The following is a 17,771-nucleotide window of genomic DNA, read 5'->3' as shown; positions in this document are numbered from 1 at the left end:
GTTGCAGGACAGCGTCGCACCGAATCGGTCTCGCCGTAAGGTAGCGAATGGAGTAAGTTTAAAACGAACGGTTTCCGCTTATCTTGAGCTAAAGCCCTGAAGTGCCCTGAATCTAAATCGCTCTAAATAAAATTTTTCTAAAGAACCTGACGCACCTTAAATAGAGGTTTGGTGAAGATCGTAGAATTTAACGAACCTCAGCCACGCTATAATGCCAAAATTCACTCGAAACCTGCGGAAAAACCAATGTAATGAGTAACTAAGGTGTCTGGTGGACCTATGTCAAAAAAGTAGACACTACGCTGCGGATTTGTCCGTAAATTTCATCGCAAAACGAGCAGGGGAAAGATACCCTAGCGCGCCATGCATTCGCTTGCGGTTGTAATAGAACTCAATGTACTGGTAGATGGCAGTATAAGCCTCTTCCGGTGCCTTAAAACGAGGGTTGCAGTAAATGAGTTCCTTCTTTAAAATACTGTGCCACGACTCAATACAGGCGTTATCATAACAGTTTCCTCGGCGGCTCATGCTTGATTCCATTCCGTATGATTTTAGTTGCTCCACGTATTCTTTTGACGTGTATTGAGAGCCGCGATCCGAGTGATGGAGTAATCCCGGAGCGGGGCGTTTGGCCTTGTAAGCTTCCTCCAGTGCACCCATCACCAAACTGGTTTCCATATGGTTATATAGACGCCAGCCTACAATTTCACGTGTGCACAAATCCAGAACGCTGGCCAGATATAGACGACCTCCTCGGCAAGGAATGTAGGTGATGTCGGTAACCCATACCGTATTCGGTTTGGACGTTTTAAATTGCTGATTCAGCGTATTTGGCGCAAGGGGATGGTCGTGTTTGGAATCCGTCGTCTGAACGCGATATTTGGGCATGACCACAGAACGTAGATTCATTTGACGCATGTATATACTGACGGTACGGGAAGAGATTCGCAACCCTTCTAAATGGAGCAGATACGTAATTTTAGGGCTTCCACACCGCATCTGGTGGTCGTAAAAATGATACCGAATACGCTTCATGACCTCGTCTTTGCGGTTCTGCCGCTTGCTGGTTCGGTCCATTCGCCATCTGTAATATCCGCTCCGTGATACTTGAAAGGTTCTGCACATCTTCTCCAAAGAAAACTCGGAGCGATGATCTTCCACAAACTGAAATCTTAGCTCTTTGGTTTGCTGAAGATGTGCACTGCTTTTTTTACAATCGCCAGTTCTTCTTGTGTATCCGCAAGCGTGTGCTCTTTCTCTTGAAGCAACCGGCGCATCTCTTGAAGCTCTGCTTCCAGTTCCTTCACTCGATCTACACTGGCAACAGGCTCATGTTTTAGTTCGCGGTACTTACTCATCCATTGGTGCAACGTACTTTTTGGAATGTTGAGTTCTTCTGCCAAATCTCCAAGTGTCTTCGTCTGCTCTTGAATGAATTTGACCGTTTGTTTCTTGAATTCTTCGTTATATCGTTGCCGCTGTTCTCCCATGTGGACACCTCCGTTAGTCTTATTATCCTTCCGTCCGTTAACGGGTGTCCACTTTTTATTCTAGCTCCATGAAGTTCGTTAGAAAATCTTGATACTCAAAATACTGCGTATAGGGTGTCTGAGATTCGTTACAAAACAAGTATAGCGTTTAGACTGTGCCCAATTCATTAGAGGCGGACCTCAGTCAATAAGTAGACACTTACGTTACGGTTTTCCGGTGAATTGTTTTGCCAAACGGGCAGGGGAAAGATACTGTGCACATGTCGTAGTTCAATATAAGATACTGCGTGCATACTGTATGCATAGCGTGCGCAATAGGAGCTACCATACGGTCAACACCAGTGCAGTAGTAGATGCACATGGTTAATTAATCAAAGGAGCTGTCCCTGTCAAGTTCATGACATTTGGGACAGCTCCTTGATTGTAATGTATGTGTCATCCTAATCTTGAATGAGCTACAACGCACAATGCCGCACGAAGAGAAACAGCGTTAATAGGATGCTTTTGTCATTCAAAAGCACTCACAAGTCCGCGTTCTTTACTTATTCTGCGCTCTCCGCAAGTGTGGCAATACGCTGAGCCGGATCATTCATGTACTCGCCACCGTGATAACAGAGAACCTTATTGAGCTTAAGGTTGGTCAGTTTCTTCAGGCTTCGCAGCGCTTCAGGCATGTCCGGTGTCGCTTGTGGTGCAGGGCCAACCAGTTCATCATCAACCACACGAAGTTCATCGGCAGCGAGCAGGAACTGTTGCTCCCCGAAATACAGGCAGATATGACCTGGCGTATGTCCCGGTGTATGAATGACCTGTGTACCACCTTGAAGGGGTAACAAGTCTCCGTCCGCCAGAGTTCTACTAATGTTCACTTCAGGCAGCTGCAAGAGCAGTTGGTCTGCCAGTGCCAAAACGGGCGCGGGGAGCAGAGCGCGACGTTCAGGCGTGAATTTAATCAAAGGTTTCTCACCTGTTAGATATGGAATCTCATCGGCATGTGCCCAGATTTCCAGATCAGGGATGGCATCCAGAAGAGCACCCAAGTTACCGATATGATCGATGTCCTGATGTGTAATAATCACACGTTTGACGTCCGGGAGCTGTACGTCCTCTTGTTCCAATGCGGATTGAAGTTCGGCAAATTGTCCAATCATGCCCGTATCCACCAGGGTTACCCCATCTTCGTCACGAAGCATGACGGGGAATATGGGGCTGTTCCCGGAAGGTGTGGGAATCTGGAGATTTAGCACAGTAATCGAAGTTGATGGATGGCTCATGGTGATCCGGACCGTAGTCCGGTACACCTCCTTTTCTTTTTTAGCGATGATTGTTGTTATTCAGGGCGATTGTATTTTAAGTGTTTTCTATATTTTTTAACGGTATGGAGCAGTGCTTCGAACGTTTCTTCTTCATTACTGCCATCTTTAACGATGGAGACAAACGAGAAGTTATCATGAACAAGTTTGTTCCTCGTCTGAAACACCAGACTAAGGGCTTCAGCGAAGTGTTCCTTTTCGGATTCCAGAGCAATGAACTCTTTACTCAGTTCGGCCTGAATAATCTCCATGTTGGAGCGTGCACGGTAGGCAGGAGTTTTCATCAGCTGGGTCGAATTAAACTTTTTCTGATATACGTCTCTATACAGTTGATGTAACATTTGTTCAGTAATGGCGCATAGTTCGATGACCAGTGAAGCATATCTTCGATTTTTGCGTTTTCGGGTGAGCTCACGTGTTTCTTCTTTGTCCAAAATACCGTATTTTTCATACAGCGTAGTGTCAACGTTCTGCAAGATTTCCTGATATTCCTGTTCGAGTAGTGCGATTTCAAGTTTGGCTTGTTTTTTAACTTTTTTAAAATCTTCTTTGGTCAGCATACTTGTCCTCCCATGGAAACCGAGATGTGATCCTATCATTATCTCATATTGTCCGTCGTCGCGCCTCTAATTTCGGAACCTCAGGTTCAGAAGGGAAGTACCTCATGTCCAATCAGACAGCAATTGTAACAGGAGCTAACTCAGGTATGGGGTTGGCAACCACCATTGAACTTGCAAGACAAGGATATCGCGTAATCATGGCATGCCGCAGTGAGAAGCGCGGACAAGAGGCTCTTCAGGAAGCTGTGCGTCAGTCCGGCTCTTCTGCGATTGAATTGATGTTGTGTGACCTGGGTTCACTCGAAAGTATACGCCAGTTTGCCCGCACATTCCGCGAGCGTCATGATCGCCTTGACGTTCTGGTTAATAATGCAGGGGTAGTGATGGTTAAGCGGAAGGAAACCTCAGATGGGTTCGAACAAAGTATCGGTATCAACCATCTGGGGCATTTCCTGCTGACCTTACTTTTGATAGAACCTCTGAAAGCTGCGAAGCAGGGACGGGTTGTGAACGTTTCGTCAGGTGCGTACAAGGCCGGCAAAATCCACTTCGAAGATCCACATCTGCACAAAGGTTATAATCCGATCAAAAGCTATGCTCAATCCAAGTTGGCTAACGTGCTGTTCACTCGTGCATTGGCTCGCAAACTGTCGGGTACGTCTGTCACAGTGAACTGTTTGCACCCTGGTGCGGTGGGAACGAGTATTGGCGTAGATCGCAATACCGGATTTGGCACACGCATTATGGTGTTTGCAGGTAAACTTCCATTCTTTCTGTCCCCTGAAGAAGGGGCGCGAACGGCTGTTTATCTGGCCACAAGCCCTGAAGTTGTCGGCATCACCGGGCGTTACTTCTATCAACAGAAAGAGCAGCAGCTGAAGAAACATGCCGTTGATGATGCTTCAGCTGAGCGTTTCTGGACATGGAGCGAAGAACAGGTGGGGCTAAAGCCTGACGAGAAGTTGTGATGCGGATGTGGTTCAGACTTTTGCCTTCACAGCTTGCTGGATCATTTCAATAACAGCTTCAATACGTTGGATGCCTTGATCTCCCTGACCGTATGCACGGACAGAGGCGGATGAGGCATTTTTCTCATTCTCTCCAAGTACGAGCGAATAAGGCACTTTTTCCATCTGGGCTTCACGGATTTTGTAACCGAGCTTCTCGCTGCGCAGATCTGTTTCTACCCTAATGCCCGCAGCGCGGAGCTGACTCTGTACTTGGAGTGCATAGTCTGCGTAATGATCCGATACAGGCAGCAGCTTCACTTGCACAGGTGCGAGCCAGAGTGGGAACGCTCCTGCATAGTGCTCAGTCAGGATGCCGATGAAACGATCGATGGAACCATAGATGGCACGGTGGATCACGACAGGACGGTGTTTCAGGCTATCCTCGCCAATGTAAGTGAGGTCGAACTTCTCCGGCATTTGAAAATCAAGCTGGATTGTTCCGCACTGCCAGCTACGCTTCAGCGCATCAAGGATATGAAAGTCAATTTTCGGTCCATAAAAGGCACCGTCCCCTTCGTTAATGCGATATTCCACGCCCCGACGATCCAGAACATTTTGCAATGCGCGTTCCGCCTGATCCCACAGTTCTTCCGATCCCATGGAGTCTTCTGGACGAGTGGACAATTCAATCTTATATTCGAACCCAAAGATATCGTACATACGTCCGATCAGTGAGATCGCCTGATTGATCTCGTCTTCGATCTGCTCTGGCATGACATAGAGATGGGCATCATCCTGGCAGAATGTCCGCACACGCATCATGCCGTTCAGGGCACCTGAGAATTCATGACGGTGAACCTGACCAAATTCCATCATGCGAATCGGTAATTCACGATAGGAATGAAGTGTATTTTTGAAGATCAGCATGTGTCCAGGACAGTTCATCGGTTTAAGTGCAAAAGTGGCATCGTCCACTTCCGAGAAATACATGTTGTCCTTGTAATGCTCCCAATGGCCCGATTGCTCCCACAGCCGGTTGTTCATCATGAGAGGAGTCCGGACTTCCTGATACCCTTCCTGTAATTGCAGCTCACGGGAGAACTGCTCCAGTTCAGTGCGAACAGTCATACCTTTGGGCAGATAGAAGGGCATGCCGGGCGCTTCTTCGGAGAACATGAACAGTTCAAGCTCTTTGCCAAGTTTACGGTGATCCCGTTTCTTCGCTTCTTCGAGCATGTGCAGATGTTCATCCAGTTGGGCTTTGTTCGGGAAAGCAGTGCCGTAGATGCGTTGCAGCATCTTATTATCCGAGTTACCACGCCAGTACGCACCAGCCACATTTAACAGCTTGAACGCTTTGATCCGACCAGTGGATGGAAGATGGGGACCGCGACACAGATCGAAGAACTCTCCTTGATCATAGATTGATAGTTCGGCGTCCTCTGGCAAATCCTGAATGAGTTCAAGCTTATAGGGGTCCTGGATCTCTCCGAAGATACGGAGGGCTTCCTGCCGGTTAACGATCCGGCGACTGATCTTATGATTCTCCTGAATGATTTTGTTCATTTCCCGCTCGATGGCAGCCAGATCACTGATGGACAAGGCATGCTCCAGATCAACATCGTAGTAGAATCCATCTTCAATGACTGGGCCTATACCCAGTTTCACTTGTTCCGCACCGTAGATGCGTTTGAGTGCCTGTGCCAGCACATGTGCTGCGCTGTGACGATAACGATATAGACCTTCCGCGCTGTCCAAAGTAACGATAACGAGTTCGCAATCTTGCTTGAGCACCCAATCGAGATCGACATTTTGACCATCTACAATACCGCCAATGGCCTGTTTCCCCAGGCTTGTGCTGATAGATGAGGCAACCGCACCTACAGTGATGCCTGCTTCGTATGAACGTACCGCGCCACCTTGCAGACGGACCTCAATGGAATGACCGGATTGTTGTAGACCATTTGCTTGGCTGTTTATTTCGTTACCTGATTTGTTGCTTGCTGAGTTACTGTTTTCTTGTTTGCTCATGTGAACCACTCTCCATTTCTTAAAATGAAAGCGCAAAAAACACCCGTCCCGGAAAAGGGACGAGTGCGCTTGGCTCGTGGTTCCACCCTAATTTTGGTTATGGTGCACCCTGCTCTCGGCCAGCCGCCGGAACAGAAAACATCATAACCCTCATTGGAATCCGTTATCGGGGATCAGGCGGTGAACTCTACTGGCAGCATGCCAAACATCGAGGGAAGTTCGAAATGCTGAGGTTCGAGGTCACGGCTGCAGAGGGGTAATTCCGGTCCGTTCGCTGAAGAAGGTTTCACCAATCCCCTCTCTCTCTGGGCAGCACGCAAACGAAATCATGTCTCTGGTCATCGCCAAATATGTTAGATCAACTCATTAAAGTTATCCTGAAATGTGTTGCATTCAATATCAATATATTGGAACAGGTGTTATTGAGTGTCGATTATATAGACTGAAAATGGAAAGGTCAAGCGGAATATTTTAATTGGTTTCTGACGGCCCATCCCATATTAAGCGAATGATCGTTCCTTCACCAGGGGTGGACTGTACCTCAATACGACCATTCATGGCTTCGATCAAACCTTTGGTTACCGCCATGCCCAGCCCTGATCCAACGTCCGATGTACCTGTATCTGTACCGCGATAGTATCGTTCAAATAACTTCCATACCGTCTCGGAGTCCATGCCTCTTCCATTATCGGCAAACTGAATGCTGAATTCATCTGCCTGCTTACCAGAATGCACACTGACAACCAAGATAGACTCGGGCGGATTATGAAGAAGGGCATTGGCAGTCAGATTATCCACAATTCGTTCAAACGACGGAATATGGACAAGTCCATACACAGGCACTTCGGAAGGTTGAAATAGGATGCGACCTACCCCATATGCCGGATTCCGTTCTGCGCGCTGAATCAGATCACCGAGCAACGTATTTACGTCTGTCTCTTCCACTACAGGTTGATATCCTCCACTGCGTAATCGATAGGTCATGGCAAGGTCGTTGACAAGCCTGTCCATATACATGGACTTATCGAGCATTATGCCTGCGAATTCCCTGACTTCCTCCGCGGTCCAGCTATACTTATCCGCCTCAAGCATATGAGCATATCCCTGAATGGAGGAGAGGGGTGTCTTCAGGTCATGTGTTATGCCAGCAATCCACTCCTCCCGCAGAGAATCAGTCTGTTTCCGAAGTTCTTCATCTTGCTTCAAAGTGTGAGACAGGGCCTGCATGGAGCGAAGCACTTCAGCATACACGTTGTATTTTCGCTTCCACTTTCCGTTACGACGCTGACTGCGAGGAACTCCAAAGGCTCCGGCGGGTTCCTCGTAATGTCCTCGTTCCAGACGCTGTAACCATTGGAGCATATGCAGCATGGGTGAACCGAATCGGTTGGCATACCAGAAGGCAAGCAAAATGAGCAGAATGATGATGGACACGATCAATACGACCAATGCCGGTTCCAGGATAAAATTGTAGGGGTTTTGATTTCCGGTCGCCAATGGATTACTAGGTATGCTAATCAGCCAGGTAGTTTCATTCTGTTCGTCGTACCACGTTGCAACAGACATACCTGATCGACTCGGATAGCGAACTTGCAGAACGAGTTCCTGAATGGTGTATTCGCTAGGTACGCCCATGGCCGGTTTGTTATAGGAGGAGAGTTCGCTTCCTGACGCGTCCAATACTTGAAGATAAGCATTGGCGGCACGGAGGGCCTCCTGTTGGTCGGGCTGAAGATCAAGCTTCCCGTTGGTGAAAGCAAGGTCTGAACGAATCTTAGTCATTAAGGACTTGGCCGGGTTACTCTCACCATATAACAAGGTGAATTCCTTCCCGTTTTTCTCCCGGATCAGCATGACAATCTGATAAGGGAACGGCCTCTGGCTTTCCCAGTATGCAATCAATTCCCCCGGTTTATAGTGAATAGGAACATCGGCAGGTGTGTGATATTCATCAATGGCGTAACCTTGTTCATCCAGAACCTGGAGCCAGCCTTGATTTTTGTCTACTTGCTTCAGCAATTCGGGGTCATATCGGATGGTGTCATCCGGCATGATCTCTGCTGTATTAATTAATTGGTCCAGACCGTTGGCAGCAAAATCATCTACCAGATTCACTTCATTTACCTTTTGCACGACCCAGTAAGTGGCTACAGACCCAAGCAGGATGATAAGAACGACTGCACCAGCAAGCATCCCGATAAACCGGGTCATTAACCTGCGACGAATACTCATGGGCGTGACACATGTTCCGGCTGAATCAGTTTGTAACCCAGACCACGGACGTTGACGAGAAACACCGGATTGGAAGGATCGGCTTCAATGCGCTCCCGAATGCGGTGAATATGAACCATCACGGTATTGTCATCACTAATGGCTTCAGAGCCCCAGACCCGCTCATATAGATCTGATTTGGTGAAGATTCGATTGGGATGTTTGCAGAAAAAGAGCAGTAGTTGAAACACAAGTGCCGGACAGGATACGGATTCTCCTTCAACCCGAAGCTCACCAGCCCATTCCAGCACCTGGAATCGTCCAAAATTGTACACGCCTTCCGATGTGCTGGGAGATGACGTATTTACGTTAGATGGGACGTGGTCCGAGATCGCTGCGGTTTTAGAAGGTAAATAACGCTTCAGCAATGATTTAATTCGAGCAACGACTTCCAGAGGATTAAAGGGTTTGGCAACATAATCGTCGCCACCAACGGCGAATCCGGTTAATTTGTCATAATCGGTTGTTTTGGCCGTCAGAAACAGGATAGGCGCATCGGTGACTTGCCGTAGAAAAGGACAGATTTCCAGTCCGCTTTTGCCAGGAAGCATGATGTCGAGCACGATGCAATGATAGGTCTTGTTGTTGCATGCCTCAAGGGCAGCTTCGCCTGTTGTAACGGTATCAATATCGAGAAACTGCTCTTTGAGCAGAACGGTTTTGAGCATATGCAGAATCGCCTGTTCATCATCCACAAGCAGTAATGAGACGTTATCCATAGTTTAAAAATGACCTCCTGATCCTTCCGTTGTGTGTATTGCTAATCATACCATCCAAGAAGGCTGTATAGCGTATGAGCTATCTTAACGGAATCTTAATTATACAACCTCAAAAGGCGTTGCAAGTTTAACTACATGTAAGATGGGGTTAGACGAAGGATAAGACTCATTCTGTACACTTAACTGGAAAGTATAACGATTAACAGAAGGGATGTTGAGAATGAACAGAGAAGGTCATCTGAAATCAGAACAAAATACACATTCAAAATTACAGAATAGAAAGGGCTGGAAGGTGCTTGCGATTACCCTTGGAGCTTGTGTGATATTGTCTGCTTGCGGCAATAGCAATTCCATTACTTCCGACCAGGCAGAGCAGCAGTCAGCCGAACAGGCATCCAATAATGAAGCGAGCGAGAACTCCAATCAGGAGCAGAACTCAAGTTCAGAGGTGAGCGCGGTGGTAACACCGGACAATTTCATAGATACGTTGATGAACGGTTCAAAGGATGCAATCTATAATCAGTTCTCTCCGGAATTGAAGGGGACGTTAACGCTTGAGCAGTTCAAGACGACCGCTGATCCTTTTCTGGAGGGTGTTGAATCGTGGGAGCAAGTGGTAGACGCCAAAATGAATCAATTAACCGAGGTTGCCTGGAAGGATCAGACTGGGACCAAAGGGATTCGAGCCTATTTTTCCGAAGAAAATCAAATTGAAGGTCTCTCGATCCAACCGCTGCAAGCTCATGAGGACACGGATGCCAAATTCACCAAAACGGAATTTCAATTGCCGATGAAGGGGGAATGGTATGTATTCTGGGGAGGCAATGATGCCTTGTCGAACTATCATTATGAGCACGAAACGCAGCGCTATGCGCTGGATATCGTACGGACCAAAGAGCAATCCAGTTATCAAGGTGATGCAACGGCAAACGAAAACTACTATGCTTTTGGTGAACCACTTTATGCAGCTGCTGATGGTACTGTCGTCGATATCAAGAACGATATACCGGACAATGTACCGGGTGTCATGAATCCGGAAGAACCGGCTGGTAACTATGTGGTAATCGACCATGGCAACAGTGAATACAGCATCACAGGACACATCAAGGAAGGCAGTGTTGCGGTCAAAAAAGGAGATAAGCTCAAGCAGGGAGACCTTATCGGTGAGCTTGGTAATTCGGGGAATTCCAGTGAAGCTCATCTGCATTTCCAGGTATCGGATGGCCCGGATCTGTTCACATCTCGCTCAATTAACATTCGTTGGGCAGACCAGACTCAGCAGTTAACGCGTGGGAACACAATACAGGGACTGGCAGAGTAATGATTGAGTAATTCTCTGTCAGAATGTTAGGGATGACGAAGGCTTCTATTTTCCATTATAATATCCTCTATGGTTATAGAACGATCTGGAATGATGGAGGAATAGCGATGAAACTGGAAGATGTGCAGATTGAATATGCACGCCTGGAGGACTTGCCGAGGATTGTGGAAATTTATAATTCTACTATTGAGGGCCGTATGGCAACAGCGGATTTGGAACCGGTGACGGTGGAGCAACGTTTGCCTTGGTTCGAGGAACATACACCGGAACATCGTCCGCTTTGGGTGATGAAGCAGGCAGGACAGGTGGTAGCTTGGGCGAGTCTCAGTTCATTCTATGGACGTCCTGCCTATAATGGAACGGTGGAAGTCAGTGTATACGTGGATCAGCAATGTCGGGGAATTGGGGCGGGTGGACGTTTGCTCGAAACGGTATTTGCGGCGTGTCCTGCACTTGGGATTACGACCATTCTCGGATTTGTCTTTGGGCATAACGAACCGAGTCTGGGGTTATTGCGCAAGCATGGTTTTGAACAGTGGGGTTATTATCCTGAAGTGGCCGTGTTGGATGGTGTGAATAGAGATCTGGCGATTTTGGGCAAAAAAATATAAGTGTCGTCGTTCTTATTCGTAGGATAAGAACATTGAAAACCTCCAACCCAGGTTATAGGATTGGAGGTTTTTTGTCGTTCAACTATATTCTTCGCTATGTGAAAGAGGAGGTTGTGTTTATACGCCAAGCTGCTGTTTGATCTCTTGGATCTGTCCCAGATGACGTTCCTCATGATAACTTGTAAAGTCAATCCATTGTGTAAGATCCATCTCACCAAATACGGGATGAGGAAAGGACTTGCTGCGCAGCAGGTCGGGATCATGATCCAATGCAAAGTTGTTTAACGCTTGGTGAGATTCGTCCAGATCACCGCGTACGTGTGCAAGTGCTTCAGGCGCTGCTAGAGGCTGAAGATGGGGTGGTGCCTCGACGGAGCGGCTGCGGTCCAACGATAATTCATATGGTTTTTTGTCCACAGACACCGTCTGTCCCTTTTCGAGAGCCAGGCGGGCTTGTTTTCCAATGACATTTTCCATCAGGTTCAGATGACGTAGTACTTGCATAATACTCCACTGTTCAGGTGAAGGTTTTCGGTTCAATTGTTCTTCTTCAAGTCCCGAGACGGCTTCCCAGATTTGGTTGCGTATATCGTCATTACGAGTAAACATCGTGCAATCCTCTCCTTATATACGGGTTCTATGGTGCGGGTAGTCTGTGTATGTTCATTACCCAAAATGTGGATGCTTATTCTATAAGTATTGAGAATGGAAAGAGTGAATGCGAACCTGGGCAAGATTAGCCTTGTTAGATGTAATCTGTGCCAAATAAAAAAAGCCGTTCTCCATGAACGGTTCATTTAAATCCATCTCAAGTCCAAAAAAAGATTGACGGGCAGACCCCGGCAAACTATAATCGGTACAAGTAACTTGATATGTAAGGAGTCCTGACATGATATGTTAGTAATCGACGAGGTGTATCACCATACAGCATTGCAAATATCATCGTCCGATTTATTGTACCTTATCGAACGGCTGAAGGTCAAAAAAGAAAATGAGATCCAAACGCTCAAGCAGAAGATCGAACAGTTCGAACAAAAGCGTCGAGCGGAAGAGGTTGCTTATCAATCGTTGTCGCCCGTACGCAAATGGTTTGCGGGACGTCCAGCATCCCATCATCAGGCGGTGGAATATATGGTGCAGGTAAAGGAACGTTTTCGCAAGATGGAACAGATTCGCAGACGTATTCGTGAATTGGATCAGATCGCAGAACGAATTAAGCATCCGGACAGCATTGAGCGGGACGAAATCGAGCTTGCGCCCGATACAATCCGTGAGCTCAGACAGCTTAGTGAAACGGAGGATGTACAAGCATGACTTTGGAGACGTTAAGCACCGGGATTGATACGGTCTGGGTCGTACTGAGTGCAGCGATGATTTTATTGATGGAGGGTGGATTCGCCCTGCTCGAGGCTGGCTTTGTGCGTTATAAAAATAGTGTGAACATTATTATGAAGGTTTTTGCTGACATTACGATTGGGACGTTACTGTTCTATGCGATCGGTTTTGGACTGATGTATGGTTCGGACGTTGGCGGTTTTGCGGGAGTAACGGGATTTTTCCTGAATGGGGATTTGTCTCACCTGGATGTACCGGTATCCCTGGAGACATTTTGGTTGTTCCAGGCTGCCTTTACCATTGCTGTTATTTCCATCGTTTCAGGAGCGGTAGCCGAGCGCATCAACTTCCGTGCCTATCTGTTGTATATCATATTGATGACGGCGATCATCTATCCAATTGGTGGACACTGGGCATGGGGCGGCGGCTGGCTTAGTCAGCTGGGGATGCAAGACTTTGCCGGTTCTGCTGTCATCCATGCGCTCGGCGGATTCTCAGCACTGGCTGCTGCGATTATCATTGGTCCGCGTAAAGGGAAGTACACGCCACTTGGCGTAAGTGCCATTGCACTCCCGAGCAATCTGCCATTGGCATCTGTAGGTGCATTTCTGTTATGGTTCGGCTGGTTTGGCTTCAATGCGGGTAGTACACTCAGCGCGACGGATGTAAGAATTGGTCACATTGCGATTGTCACGATGTTATCTGCGGCTTCGGGTGGTGCGGTTACGCTGTTGTATACGTTATTCCGCTTCAATCGTTCAGATGCACCCTCGGTCATTAACGGTTCGCTTGCGGGACTGGTCGGTATTACGGCAGGCTGTGCTTTTGTTGGTGATGTAGCAGCGATATTCATTGGGGCAGTATCTGGCTTGTTGATGATGGCTGCCACTAACTGGCTGGACCGTCGGCAGATTGATGATCCAGTTGGTGCTTTCCCGGTGCATGCTGCATCCGGAATGTGGGGCACGATTGCTGTAGGTCTGTTTGCCACGGATGGTGGATTATTCATGGGCGGCGGCTGGAGGTTGCTGGGTGTTCAAGCACTTGGCCTTACAGCCTTGGTCATCTGGGGATTCGCCATGACCTGGATCGGGTTAAAGTTGATTGGCAAAATTGTGCCTGTGCGTTCGACAGAAGAAGAGGAAGATCTGGGTCTGGATATCAGCTATCATGGTGTGATGGCAGCCCATCAGGCCCATGAATTCCTGGACGGTGAGGAGCATATGCGTGCTTACCAGGAAAAGTCTTCTGATCCAAATCGTTAAATGGAATATAGAATTAAGGAAGTAGACTGACAGGGGATGTCAGTCTCTTTTTTCTATATAAATTGGACTACACATTTACACGAGAACGTAGAGGACAGAAAGAACCTGTAGAATCGAAGAGTTCGCCTTTATCCCCGGGTTTTTACCTTTGCAAAGGTGAATCTAAAAAATTCTGGGGATAACAGCGATCGGAAGGTTGTTCTGTCATCGGAGTGGTAAGTGTAAAATATTCTTAAGTTCAATTTATATAGAAGCAGGGAAAGACGTCGGGACGGAAGAATATACAGGTGTGAACCTGAATATGTCTCAGCATAGGTGTATTGTCAAAAGGGGAGGATCTATATGATTAAGCCAGAACAATGTGAACGTCTGACCAGAAAAGCCCGTAAAACACTTGAGGAATATGGTTTGGGAGTTGCTGCCGATCTGTTGTTATCTTCAAGCCGCTGGGGAATTCGCCTCGATGTATCCACACTGGATGAATATCGCAGAACAGGAAACTCACGTGTGGGTGGACATCCGGATTTGCCAAGTCGCATGGAATGGCCTGTAACACAAGAAGGAGTCCCAATGACTTTCCTGGCCCAGTTGAACCTGGTGGATTTGTCGCCGTATACGCCGAATGATGGGCGCGGGACTTTGCCTGAACGTGGAATGTTATACTTTTTCGTTGGCACGGATGAAACTGCTTGTCCCATTGAACATCGTGTGATTTTTGAGCCGAGTTCTCATAACCTGATAAGGCGAGAGCCTGAGGGTGATACCGCGCTGGATGGAGCCCCGTTTGTTGCACATTCGGTGACCGTGCTGCCTAACCTTGAGTTTCCTACATATGCATATATTGACGCCAACGCGCTGAATGAGCTCTCGCCGTCTCTGCTTGAGACCGATGAGGCCGAAACGGAAGTGAGTCTGTATGACCGATACCTTGAATTCGAGTCGAGCTGGAATCATCCGAGTACGCTGAATTGGGGTGGTATGTTTGGATATCCTGACGGGCAGCATCCGGATGCCGAGCATCGTGCCTTGTTACAGATCGCACTGGGAGAAGAGTACGATTATAATGAGCAGGAGTGTGAGAAGAAGCTGACCAAGCATTACGGCGGTGATGAGGATCGGACATGGCAGGAACTATCCGATACGCTGCTGCTGTTGAAGATAGATACACATGATGCTATTGGTTTCCAATGGTGGGATTGCGGGGAACTGCAATTTTTCATTCGCAAGTCTGACTTGGAGGCTGGACGATTCGAGCATACGTATTGTTCGTTATACTCAAGTTGAGCAAAGATTTGAAAACAAATAGGCAACAAAATGTCCTGAATCCCGTCTATAAGAAGGAGGAAGGACTTTTTTTGTTCGTAGATTGTTATATAAATTGAACTAAAGAATATTTACACTGCACACTCCGATGACAGAACAACCTTCCGATCGCTGTTATCCCCAGATTTTTTTGATTCCTCTTATAAAGGGGAAGTCCGGTGATAAAGGCGAACACTCCGCTTCTTCAGGTCCTTTCTGTCTTCTACGTTTTGTGTAAATGTTTTGTTCAATTTATATAGATTTGGGGTATAAATTAGGGAGGGATATCTTGGTTGATAACCGATCATATGTTCTGTATAATGGGATAAAAAGGAAGTGTATCTGTTGATTCAATCTGCGTTCAAACATATTGACGTGGCCGTAACATCGTTGATTGATATATGTGATCAGCTGTCGGAAGAAGATTTGGCTTTGACTCCAATTGAAGGTAAACGGCCTGTTGGAGAACTACTAGCCCATCTGTCTGTGATCTGCCGAGCGGATGTTTATATTTCCGAAGGTGCATCGGAAGAAGAGATGGCTCAATTCTATGCAGAGAATCAGGTGCATTCGCTCGGTGAGATCAAGCAGGCTTTGATTGATAACCAGATGTATCTATACCAACGGTACAGGCAGTTTAACACGGAAGAGTTACTACATGTGACGGATTCGTACTGGGGAGCTTCCTATAGTCGTCTGGAGTGGTTACTTGAGATTATGGGGCATGTATATCATCACAGAGGACAATTGTATACGATGCTGACCCTAACGGGCAAAGAACCCGAATCAGTACTTTTTAAATAGAAACGGATAGAATACATATAAGCATGTTATAGGAAACATCATAGGTTAAAGTGGGAATAGACCGACGATACTACACGCCATACGTGAAATAACGGAGGATTCGGGATGTGGAACAACACGATACATGGAATGCATCGATGGACAATACGTTGATTGACAGGTTAAAACAGATTCCTGAACTTGGTCAGGCCACGCGGATTGAACCTGTTATGAAGGGTTATTCAGCAGATACTAAATTCAAAATGTTTGTCCCTGGTCAAGGCCATGTGCTGGTGAGGGTGTATGATATCGCTGAGGAATGGATGAAGCAAAGGGAATATCAATATTTGCAGAGCATGCAACAATTAGGTGTACTGTGTCCAGCAACGTTGGGCACAGGTAGATTGGATGAGAAGAACGGATATATGATTCTTAGCTACATTGAAGGCGAAGATGCTTCCCAGAGATTGCCACAACTGAATGAACAGCAACAGTGGGCGGTTGGCTTTGAAGCAGGGGTGCAGCTACAGCTGATTCACCAGTTGCCGATGGGGGAACAGACCGAATCATGGTATATACGCAAGAGCACGAAGCATCAACGGTACGTGGAGCGTTATAAACAGTGCCCTATCGTGATGAAAAAGGATCATGCTATTCTAACGTTTATTGCAGATCATCTCGGTTGGATGAAAAATCGTCCAGATGGATTTCAGCATGATGACTTTCACCCGAGCAATCTTGTCGTTAAGCAGGATAAACTCGCAGGAGTGATTGATTTTAATCGTTATGATCAAGGTGATCCCATTCATGAATTTTTGAAGCTGGGTTTGTTTGCTTCGGAGATCAGTATTCCATATTCCATAGGTCAAATTCAGGGCTATTTCGATGGCAATGAACCGGATGAGTTATTCTGGAGATTGTATTCACTGTATACGGCTATGGCGCTGGTGTCTTCTGTGGTGTGGATTCAGCAGGTGAAGCCTGAAGAGACGCTTGAGATGATGGCCAAGATCGAGCGTGTCCGTGAAGATCACGATGATTTTCGTAGTTTCATACCTCGGTGGTATACTTTGAACAGATCATGAATTATGAAAGGGAAAGGAATAATGCCGTGGCACAGCCAGCAACCATTCTGCTTGTGGATGATGAGCAGGAGATTATTAAACTGATGGAAATTTATTTTGGCAACGAGGGTTATCGGATTCTCACCGCGAATGATGGGCTTGAAGCACTGGAACAATTGAAAAAAGAGTCGATCGATCTCATTATTCTGGATGTCATGATGCCAAATATGGACGGAATCGAAGCTTGTATGAAAATTCGGGAAGAGCAAAAAATGCCGATTATTATGCTGTCCGCCAAAAGTATGGATATGGATAAAATCACAGGGCTAAGCATAGGTGCTGATGATTATGTGACCAAGCCGTTTAACCCGCTTGAACTTGTCGCACGGGCGAAATCCCAGCTGCGCAGGTATCATACCTTCAATGAAGGTCGGGAGAACAAAGAGCACGAGTGGGTTATTGATGATCTGGTCATTAATACCGATACACATGAAGTTTGGGTGGATGAGCAGCCGGTTCGTCTGACTCCGCGTGAATTTGCTGTTCTTGAATTACTGGCTCGCCACCAAGGTTCAGTACTCAGTATGGAACAGATCTATCGTCAAGTTTGGAAAGAAGAATTCATGGAGTCGAACAATACCGTCATGGTGCATATTCGCAAGATTCGTGAGAAGATTGAACTCGATAGCAAACATCCCAAGTTCATTCAGACCGTATGGGGTGTTGGTTATAAGATGATCAAACCGCAATAAACAT

At 46.9% G+C, this 17,771-nt stretch carries 17 protein-coding genes; 9 read left to right on the top strand and 8 right to left on the bottom strand.

The window, feature by feature from the left end; translation table 11 throughout:
* Positions 1 to 297 precede the first annotated feature (297 nt).
* The 4 genes from QF041_RS13075 to QF041_RS13060 form a co-directional block, all read right to left on the bottom strand.
* Complete coding sequence (locus tag QF041_RS13075) at positions 298 to 1,161, bottom strand: IS3 family transposase (RefSeq protein WP_307414512.1); 864 nt, start codon at positions 1,159 to 1,161, stop codon at positions 298 to 300.
* Between the two features lie 11 nt (positions 1,162 to 1,172).
* Entirely contained in the window at positions 1,173 to 1,490 is a 318-nt protein-coding gene (locus QF041_RS13070; RefSeq protein ID WP_036673079.1) for a transposase, read from the bottom strand.
* 542 nt (positions 1,491 to 2,032) lie between these two features.
* The gene (locus QF041_RS13065; protein ID WP_307414511.1) at positions 2,033 to 2,791 is read right to left on the bottom strand and encodes an MBL fold metallo-hydrolase; all 759 of its coding nucleotides are present in this window, start codon (positions 2,789 to 2,791) and stop codon (positions 2,033 to 2,035) included.
* 29 nt (positions 2,792 to 2,820) lie between these two features.
* The gene (locus QF041_RS13060) at positions 2,821 to 3,363 is read right to left on the bottom strand and encodes a hypothetical protein (protein WP_076319141.1); all 543 of its coding nucleotides are present in this window, start codon (positions 3,361 to 3,363) and stop codon (positions 2,821 to 2,823) included.
* Positions 3,364 to 3,467: 104 nt separating this feature from the next.
* On the opposite strand from QF041_RS13060, the gene QF041_RS13055 reads away from it, so the two are divergent.
* The gene (locus QF041_RS13055) at positions 3,468 to 4,331 is read left to right on the top strand and encodes an SDR family oxidoreductase (protein WP_307414510.1); all 864 of its coding nucleotides are present in this window, start codon (positions 3,468 to 3,470) and stop codon (positions 4,329 to 4,331) included.
* A gap of 12 nt (positions 4,332 to 4,343) precedes the next feature.
* On the opposite strand, the gene thrS is transcribed toward QF041_RS13055, so the two are convergent.
* From thrS to QF041_RS13040, 3 genes are all read right to left on the bottom strand, one after another.
* Complete coding sequence (thrS, locus tag QF041_RS13050; RefSeq protein WP_307414509.1) at positions 4,344 to 6,344, bottom strand: threonine--tRNA ligase; 2,001 nt, start codon at positions 6,342 to 6,344, stop codon at positions 4,344 to 4,346.
* Positions 6,345 to 6,815: 471 nt separating this feature from the next.
* Positions 6,816 to 8,576, bottom strand: coding sequence for a sensor histidine kinase (locus tag QF041_RS13045; protein ID WP_307414508.1), 1,761 nt, complete (start codon positions 8,574 to 8,576; stop codon positions 6,816 to 6,818).
* Complete coding sequence (locus tag QF041_RS13040; protein WP_307414507.1) at positions 8,573 to 9,334, bottom strand: response regulator transcription factor; 762 nt, start codon at positions 9,332 to 9,334, stop codon at positions 8,573 to 8,575. Before QF041_RS13040 ends, QF041_RS13045 begins: the two co-directional genes overlap by 4 nt.
* A 220-nt stretch (positions 9,335 to 9,554) precedes the next feature.
* Between QF041_RS13040 and QF041_RS13035 the strand changes: the two genes are divergently transcribed.
* Both QF041_RS13035 and QF041_RS13030 read left to right on the top strand, forming a co-directional pair.
* The gene (locus tag QF041_RS13035) at positions 9,555 to 10,655 is read left to right on the top strand and encodes a peptidoglycan DD-metalloendopeptidase family protein (protein WP_307414506.1); all 1,101 of its coding nucleotides are present in this window, start codon (positions 9,555 to 9,557) and stop codon (positions 10,653 to 10,655) included.
* Positions 10,656 to 10,762: 107 nt separating this feature from the next.
* Positions 10,763 to 11,266, top strand: a complete 504-nt coding sequence (locus tag QF041_RS13030; RefSeq protein ID WP_289391572.1) for a GNAT family N-acetyltransferase — start codon at positions 10,763 to 10,765, stop codon at positions 11,264 to 11,266.
* A gap of 117 nt (positions 11,267 to 11,383) precedes the next feature.
* Here the strand turns inward: QF041_RS13030 and QF041_RS13025 are convergent, their stop codons facing one another.
* The gene (locus QF041_RS13025; protein ID WP_307414505.1) at positions 11,384 to 11,875 is read right to left on the bottom strand and encodes a DinB family protein; all 492 of its coding nucleotides are present in this window, start codon (positions 11,873 to 11,875) and stop codon (positions 11,384 to 11,386) included.
* 285 nt (positions 11,876 to 12,160) lie between these two features.
* On the opposite strand from QF041_RS13025, the gene QF041_RS13020 reads away from it, so the two are divergent.
* The 6 genes from QF041_RS13020 to QF041_RS12995 all read left to right on the top strand — a co-directional run bounded on the left by QF041_RS13020 (position 12,161) and on the right by QF041_RS12995 (position 17,767).
* Positions 12,161 to 12,580 (top strand): hypothetical protein, encoded by a 420-nt coding sequence (locus QF041_RS13020; protein ID WP_036610699.1) that lies wholly within the window; start codon positions 12,161 to 12,163, stop codon positions 12,578 to 12,580.
* Positions 12,577 to 13,866, top strand: coding sequence for an ammonium transporter (locus QF041_RS13015; protein WP_036610695.1), 1,290 nt, complete (start codon positions 12,577 to 12,579; stop codon positions 13,864 to 13,866). The genes QF041_RS13020 and QF041_RS13015 overlap by 4 nt, the downstream gene beginning before the upstream one ends.
* Before the next feature lie 342 nt (positions 13,867 to 14,208).
* Positions 14,209 to 15,150: a DUF1963 domain-containing protein gene (locus QF041_RS13010; protein ID WP_307414504.1), complete on the top strand. Its 942-nt coding sequence runs from the start codon at positions 14,209 to 14,211 to the stop codon at positions 15,148 to 15,150.
* 363 nt (positions 15,151 to 15,513) lie between these two features.
* Positions 15,514 to 15,972 carry a DinB family protein gene (locus QF041_RS13005; protein ID WP_051449640.1) on the top strand — a complete coding sequence of 153 codons (459 nt, stop codon included), beginning with the start codon at positions 15,514 to 15,516 and terminating at the stop codon, positions 15,970 to 15,972.
* A gap of 107 nt (positions 15,973 to 16,079) precedes the next feature.
* Positions 16,080 to 17,036 carry an aminoglycoside phosphotransferase family protein gene (locus QF041_RS13000; RefSeq protein WP_307414503.1) on the top strand — a complete coding sequence of 319 codons (957 nt, stop codon included), beginning with the start codon at positions 16,080 to 16,082 and terminating at the stop codon, positions 17,034 to 17,036.
* Entirely contained in the window at positions 17,033 to 17,767 is a 735-nt protein-coding gene (locus tag QF041_RS12995) for a response regulator transcription factor (protein WP_307414502.1), read from the top strand. Before QF041_RS13000 ends, QF041_RS12995 begins: the two co-directional genes overlap by 4 nt.
* Positions 17,768 to 17,771 lie beyond the last annotated feature (4 nt).

This window comes from Paenibacillus sp. W2I17, from assembly GCF_030815985.1.
Lineage (GTDB): Bacteria > Bacillota > Bacilli > Paenibacillales > Paenibacillaceae > Paenibacillus.
Note: the sequence above shows the minus strand (reverse complement) of the source record. Positions and strands in the feature narration are given on the sequence as shown.